Source organism: Streptomyces sp. NPDC006510, from assembly GCF_040611955.1.
GTDB lineage: Bacteria > Actinomycetota > Actinomycetes > Streptomycetales > Streptomycetaceae > Streptomyces.
Genome location: NZ_JBEXPH010000323.1, coordinates 1 through 6,129, shown reverse-complemented (window position 1 = coordinate 6,129; position 6,129 = coordinate 1). Strand labels below are relative to the sequence as shown.

Here is a 6,129-nt window from a genome sequence, read left to right as displayed (position 1 = left end):
GGGCGCCCCGCGGCCGCTGGCGCGGGGGGGGCGCGGGGGCAAAATGCCCCCCCCTACCCCCCCGCGGTGGCCCCCGGGGGGCGCCCCCCCCCCCGGGGGGGGCCCCCCTCCGCCGTTCGCGTATCCGCGCGTCGCTGTCCGCGTGCGGTCAGTGTGACTGCGCCGAGGCGGACGCGGCGTCGGTCGGGGTGGCCTCGTCGCCCGCCGACTCCCCGGGGGCGCCTCCCGGCTTCTCGGTGGCGGAGGCCGAACCGGCCGGCGTCTCCTGCGGCGCCACCGGCAGCGTGCTCGGGCCGTAGCCCGTGAAGTAGCTCGTCGCCGGCACGATGAACGCGCTGAGCGGGATCTCGCCGGTCGAGCTGAACTTGAAGACGACGGGCTGCACATTGCCCGCCTGGGCGGCCTCGCTGCCGTTCTCGATCACGGCGGAGGCGTTGCCCTTGCCGCCGAGGATCACCGAGCCGCCGGCCGGGACCACGACCGATCCGGCGCCCTTGGCGGCGTGCAGCTGCACCGAGGCGCTCGAACCCGGCAGCGTGACGGCCTCCAGGGTCTGCGGCTTCGTGCCGTTGTTGAACAGCGTCGCGGAGACGACGGCCGGGCCCGCGGCGGTGCGCTCGGGCTGGGTGATGACGTTCGCGTTCTGGATGCTGATGTCACCGATGGTGGTGGCAGCAGTGTCCGGCCTGATCTTGAGCGTCGCGGCGTCATTGCCCGCGCCGCACCCGGCGAGCGAGGCGATCGAGAACACGATGGCTGTGGCGGCGAGGGCGCCGTGTCGAAGGCTGCGGCTCACGGCGGCGGCAACTCCTTGAACGTTCGGACTGCGGACGGGAAGGGAGCGACGTAAAGCCGCCCTAAGGGTGTGTCAGCGGCCTTAGGCTACCGAGCCGCCCCGCCCGCCCCGCACCCGACCCGCCTCTGGGCGACTTGTGTACTTCCTGCCGTCGTGCCGTTCGGAGGTCCGAGCCAGGCAAAGGTTTACGGGCCGGCGCACGCCGAAACGGGCCGACACATGCCGTTCACATATCACCGGTGATCAATTCATGGAGCGTGGCGCATTCCGTGTGCATAACCGATCACGCCGGGGCGTTGATCAATTCCATTGATCAACGGCACTTACCTCTGTACGGGTGATCGATCCTCGAACGGAGTACGGAAAGTTCACCATCCGGAATCCGGCAAAACGGGACGTTCGGCCCCTTCGGAGGGTGGTTCCGATGTGTGCGACGTGTGCGTTTCGCCCTGCCCGCACAACGGCTCCGACCTGCGAATTCCGCCCCCCGTGAACCTTCCGCAGCACGTGCGTGTCGCTGTTGTCAAGCCCCGAGATATGCCCTGACCTGCGAAAACGCCATTCAGGAGAAGCAGTTCTCGTGTTACCCTTGATAGCCACGGAAGGGGTACCTGTCACATGACGTTCAAGGTTGGCGACACCGTGGTCTATCCCCATCACGGGGCCGCGCTGATCGAGGCTATCGAAACTCGCCAGATCAAAGGCGTGGACAAGACCTACTTGGTGCTCAAGGTCGCCCAGGGCGACTTGACGGTTCGTGTGCCGGCGGACAATGCGGAGTTCGTGGGTGTGCGCGACGTGGTCGGGCAGGAGGGGCTGGACCGGGTCTTCGAGGTGCTTCGCGCACCGTATGCCGAAGAGCCGACGAACTGGTCCCGGCGCTACAAGGCAAATCTCGAGAAGCTCGCCTCCGGCGATGTCATCAAGGTCGCCGAAGTGGTCCGCGACCTGTGGCGTCGTGAGCGCGAGCGTGGACTCTCCGCAGGTGAGAAGCGGATGCTCGCCAAGGCTCGCCAGATTCTGGTGAGCGAGCTCGCTCTCGCGGAGAACACGAACGAAGACAAGGCCGAGGCTCTGCTCGACGAGGTTCTCGCGTCCTGAACCGGCTCGCGCCGGTCGTAATCAATGTGCCGCGGTGCCCGCTGACATCCGTATTCACGGTATGTCGTCGGGCGCCGCGGCATGTCCGGATTTCTGGCGCAGCCTGTCCGGATTACGTCCCGACCCACCGATGCGTTGGCTTCATCGGTGATACCCCCGATACGTTGCTCGCGATCTTGTGTAGCCGATCCCGAGCGACCGGTGCGGCTTGTCCGAATCGACCGGGTGTCACGGAAAGGGCCCGGTCGAGTCATGGCATGGCGCCCGGCTCGCTTGTGGCCATACCCATGTCGGCTGTGGAAACAAACATGCCGAAGCTCCGGAGTGCAACCGATGTCTGATCAATCGCGTCCGTACCGCACCGCCGCCGTGATTCCCGCGGCCGGCCGCGGCGTACGGCTCGGCCCGGGTGCCCCCAAGGCACTCCGTGCGCTGGGCGGGACGCCCATGCTCATCCACGCGGTGCGGGCCATGGCGGCGTCCCGTTCCGTCTCCCTGGTCGTCGTCGTCGCGCCGCCGGACGGCGCCCACGAGGTCAAGAATCTGCTCGACGAGCACGCCCTGCCCGAGCGGACCGACTACCTCGTCGTGCCCGGCGGCGAGACCCGCCAGGAGTCGGTGCGGCTCGGCCTCGACGCACTGCCCGAGGGCATCTCCGTCGTCCTGGTCCACGACGCGGCGCGCCCGCTGGTGCCTGTCGACACGGTGGACGCGGTGATCGAGGCGGTACGGGACGGGGCGCCCGCCGTCGTCCCCGCACTGCCGCCGGCCGACACCGTCAAGGAGGTCGAGCCCGGTGCGCCGGGGGAGCCGGAGCCGGTGCTCGGCACTCTTGTACGGGCCAGACTGCGTGCCGTGCAGACCCCGCAGGGCTTCGACCGCGACACGCTCGTACGGGCGCATGCCGCCGTCGCCGTCAGCGGCGAGGGGGCGACGGACGACGCGGGCATGGTGGAGCAGCTCGGGGCGCCCGTCGTGGTCGTACCCGGGCACGAAGAGGCGTTCAAGGTGACCCGGCCGCTGGATCTGGTGCTGGCCGAAGCGGTACTCGCACGCAGGAGGGCGAACGATGGCTTCTGAGGAACGGACCCGTCCGGTGATCCCGCAGGTCGGGATCGGCACCGACATCCACGCCTTCGAAGAGGGCCGCGAGCTGTGGTGCGCGGGGCTGCTCTGGGAGGGCGAGGGGCCCGGTCTGGCCGGGCACTCGGACGCCGATGTCGTCGCGCACGCGGCGTGCAACGCGCTCTTCTCGGCCGCCGGGCTCGGCGACCTCGGGCAGCACTTCGGCACCGGGCGGCCCGAGTGGTCCGGCGCCGCCGGGGTGACCCTGCTGACCGAGGCGGCGCGGATCGTGCGGGCCGAGGGCTTCGAGATCGGCAATGTCGCCGTCCAGGTCGTCGGCGTACGGCCGAAGATCGGCAAGCGGCGCGACGAGGCGCAGAAGGTGCTGTCGGCCGCCGTGGGGGCGCCCGTCTCGCTCTCCGCGGCCACCTCCGACGGGCTCGGCTTCACCGGACGGGGCGAGGGCATCGCCGGGATCGCGACCGCGCTGGTCTACCGCACCGGCTGACCCCGGCACGGCCCTGACCTGCCGGTACTCCAGGGCCACAGCCTTGTTGCACATCGCTTGCACGTACGCTGGTGCGGCAAGCGATGTGTCGTACGGGGACGGTGGGGGCGCGGATGAGCACGACGACGGTGGCGCCGGTACGGGCCGGGGCCGACGGGTACGTACTGCGCACCGCCACCCCCGACGACCTCGGCGGTGCGCGGGCCGTGATGCTCGACACCGTCTACCGCGACCTGAAGTCCGGCTACGTACCGCGCTGGCACGCCGACATCATCGACCCCGACGCCGCCTATCTGCGCCCCGACCGCTGCACCCTGCTGGTCGTCGAGTGCGACGGCGAGATCGTCGCCACCGGCGCGGTGCGCGACCGCGGACCCCAGGCGCCGCCCAATCCGCGGTGGGTCGCGGACCGCTTCCCGTCCGGGACCACCGCCCAGCTCTGCCGGATCTATGTCGCGCCCGGCCACCGCAGGCACGGCCTGGCCCGGCGGCTGGTGCGCGAACTGTGCGACTTCGTCGCGGCGGCCGGCGGGTACGAGGCGATCTACCTGCACACCGACCCGGCCGTGCCGGGTGCCGAGCCGTTCTGGCGGTCGCTGGCGGACGAGGTGTGCGACGAGCGTGCTCTGCCGGGCGGCGGTCAGGGCATCGTCCACTTCGAGCTGCCGATGCCGGTGCCCGCCACCCCCGCCCACTAGATGACAATCGTTTTCATATAAGGTCGCTGTCATGCCCTCGCCCCGACACCGTCGCCGCACGCTGCCGCTGACTCTCTCCGCGGCCGCCCTCCTCGTCCCGCTCGCCACCGCCTGCTCGTTTTCGGATGGCTCCGGCGGCTCCGCGGCCGGGCAGCGGCTCCGGGTCGTCATGGCCTTCCCGCCCGCCCAGGCCATGTCCCCCTACGGTGACGACGCCGTCACCCTGAGCCGTCTCGCCGTGATCGAGGGCCTCACCACGCTCGGCGGGAACGGCGGGGCCGAGCCCGCGCTGGCCACCTCCTGGAAGCGCGACAACGACCTCACCTGGACCTTCACCCTGCGCGACGCCGCATTCCAGGACGGCCGGAAGCTGGAGTCGCCCGACGTCGCGCGCTCGCTGCGAGCCGCCGCGCAGGCGTCCCCCAAGCCCCGCGTCCTCAGCGACACCCGCCTCACCGTCACCACGCCGGACGCCAGGACCGTACGGATATCCACCGCGACCCCCGACCCGCTGCTGCCCCAGCGCCTGGCCAACCCCTCCCTCACGATCCTGTCCGAGGCCGCGTACCGGGGCGGCAAGGTGAACCCCGCCGGGCACGCCACCGGACCCTTCACGCTGACCGAGGTCAACGGCGCGGTCAGCGCGACCCTCCAGCGCAACGACACCTACTGGGGCGCCAGGGCCAAGGCCCCCGGCGTCGACGTGAAGTTCGTCGCCGACGGGACCGCGCGCGCCAACGCCCTGCGTACGAAGAGTGCCGACGTCGCCGAGTACGTCCCCATCTCGCAGGCGTCCCTCCTCGGTGACGGGCTCGTCCACGAATTCCCCTCCGCCCGCACCAACGGCCTCTCCCTCAACACCCGGCGCGGGGTCTTCGCCGACCCGGCGATGCGCGCCGCCGCCCGCGCGGCCATCGACTCGGCGGCCCTGGTCAAGGGCGTCTACGAAGGCCGCGCCGACACCGCGCAGGGCCTCCTCGGGCCGGGCGTGCCCTGGGCCGCCGCCGACCGCACCGCCCCCACGAACCGGGCGAAGGCCGCCGACGAGGCAGCGGTGGCGAAGACGGAGCAGATCGTCCTCGCCACGTACACCAACCGGCCCGAGCTGCCCGAGGTCGCCACCGTCGTCCAGCAGCAGCTCACCGCACGCGGCTTCACCGTCAAGCAGGTCGTACGCGACTACGCCCAACTGGAGGCCGACGCGCTGGCCGGTAAGTACGACGCGTTCATCCAGGCCCGCAACACCCTCCTGGACACCGCGGACCCGGTCTCCTACCTCGCGTCCGACTTCACCTGCGACGGCAGCTTCAACATCTCGCAGCTCTGCGACGAGCGCGTCGACGCCGCCGTGGACAAGGCCGCCGGCCTCGCCGGCACCGACGCCCGCCACCGCGCCGAGATGGCCGCCGAGGCCGACATCCTCGGCACCGACGCCCTCGTACCGCTGCTCCACGAACGCTTCGTCCAGGGGTACGACGACAGCCGCGTCCACGGCGTCTCGCTCGACCCGCTGGAACGCACCCTGATCACCGCCGACACCCGCGTCGGGTGACCCGGGTGAAGTACCTGGCGGGGCGGCTCGGCACGCTCCTCGCGGCCCTCGCCGTCATCGGGCTGCTGCCCAGGCTGACCCGCACCGACCCGGCCCTCACGATCCTGCACGCCCGGTACGCCGACCGGCCGCCCACCGCCGAGACCCTCGACGCGATCCGCGCCGAGACCGGGCTCGACGGCGGAACCGCGCACGTCCTGGGCCACTGGCTGGGCGGGCTGTTCCGCGGCGACCTGGGCACCTCCTGGGTCTCCGGACAGCCCGTCGCCCCCGATGTGACGGCCGCGCTCGGCGTCTCCCTGACCCTGATGGGCGTCTCGCTCGCCGTCGCCCTGCTGCCGGCCGCCGCGCTCGGCGCGGGCACGCTGCGGCGCGGGGCGCGGCGCCGGATCGTCACCGCACGGGCCGG

At 71.5% G+C, this 6,129-nt stretch carries 6 protein-coding genes and 1 pseudogene; 6 read left to right on the top strand and 1 reads right to left on the bottom strand.

Going from position 1 to position 6,129, the window contains the following annotated elements:
• Nucleotides 1-148: 148 nt before the first annotated feature.
• Entirely contained in the window at nt 149-796 is a 648-nt protein-coding gene (locus ABZY11_RS42260) for a DUF461 domain-containing protein (protein ID WP_356484263.1), read from the bottom strand.
• A 618-nt stretch (nt 797-1,414) separates the two neighbouring features.
• On the opposite strand from ABZY11_RS42260, the gene ABZY11_RS42255 reads away from it, so the two are divergent.
• From ABZY11_RS42255 to ABZY11_RS42230, 6 genes and pseudogenes are all read left to right on the top strand, one after another.
• Entirely contained in the window at nt 1,415-1,897 is a 483-nt protein-coding gene (locus ABZY11_RS42255) for a CarD family transcriptional regulator (RefSeq protein ID WP_006380568.1), read from the top strand.
• Between the two features lie 333 nt (nt 1,898-2,230).
• Nucleotides 2,231-2,977 (top strand): 2-C-methyl-D-erythritol 4-phosphate cytidylyltransferase, encoded by a 747-nt coding sequence (gene ispD / locus ABZY11_RS42250; protein WP_356484262.1) that lies wholly within the window; start codon nt 2,231-2,233, stop codon nt 2,975-2,977.
• Entirely contained in the window at nt 2,967-3,470 is a 504-nt protein-coding gene (gene ispF / locus ABZY11_RS42245) for a 2-C-methyl-D-erythritol 2,4-cyclodiphosphate synthase (protein WP_356484261.1), read from the top strand. The genes ispD and ispF overlap by 11 nt, the downstream gene beginning before the upstream one ends.
• A 113-nt stretch (nt 3,471-3,583) precedes the next feature.
• On the top strand, nt 3,584-4,168 hold the full coding sequence (locus ABZY11_RS42240) for a GNAT family N-acetyltransferase (RefSeq protein ID WP_356484260.1): 585 nt from the start codon (nt 3,584-3,586) through the stop codon (nt 4,166-4,168).
• A gap of 31 nt (nt 4,169-4,199) precedes the next feature.
• Nucleotides 4,200-5,720 (top strand): ABC transporter substrate-binding protein, encoded by a 1,521-nt coding sequence (locus tag ABZY11_RS42235; protein ID WP_356484259.1) that lies wholly within the window; start codon nt 4,200-4,202, stop codon nt 5,718-5,720.
• Between the two features lie 5 nt (nt 5,721-5,725).
• Nucleotides 5,726-6,129, top strand: a pseudogene (locus ABZY11_RS42230) (ABC transporter permease); the annotation flags it as partial.

Bases quoted from the DNA above. Each gene is read 5' to 3' on its own strand.
- ABZY11_RS42255 (WP_006380568.1), top strand. From the start codon at position 1,415: ATGACGTTCAAGGTTGGCGACACCGTGGTCTATCCCCATCACGGGGCC.
- ispD (WP_356484262.1), top strand. From the start codon at position 2,231: ATGTCTGATCAATCGCGTCCGTACCGCACCGCCGCCGTGATTCCCGCG.
- ispF (WP_356484261.1), top strand. From the start codon at position 2,967: ATGGCTTCTGAGGAACGGACCCGTCCGGTGATCCCGCAGGTCGGGATC.
- ABZY11_RS42240 (WP_356484260.1), top strand. From the start codon at position 3,584: ATGAGCACGACGACGGTGGCGCCGGTACGGGCCGGGGCCGACGGGTAC.
- ABZY11_RS42235 (WP_356484259.1), top strand. From the start codon at position 4,200: ATGCCCTCGCCCCGACACCGTCGCCGCACGCTGCCGCTGACTCTCTCC.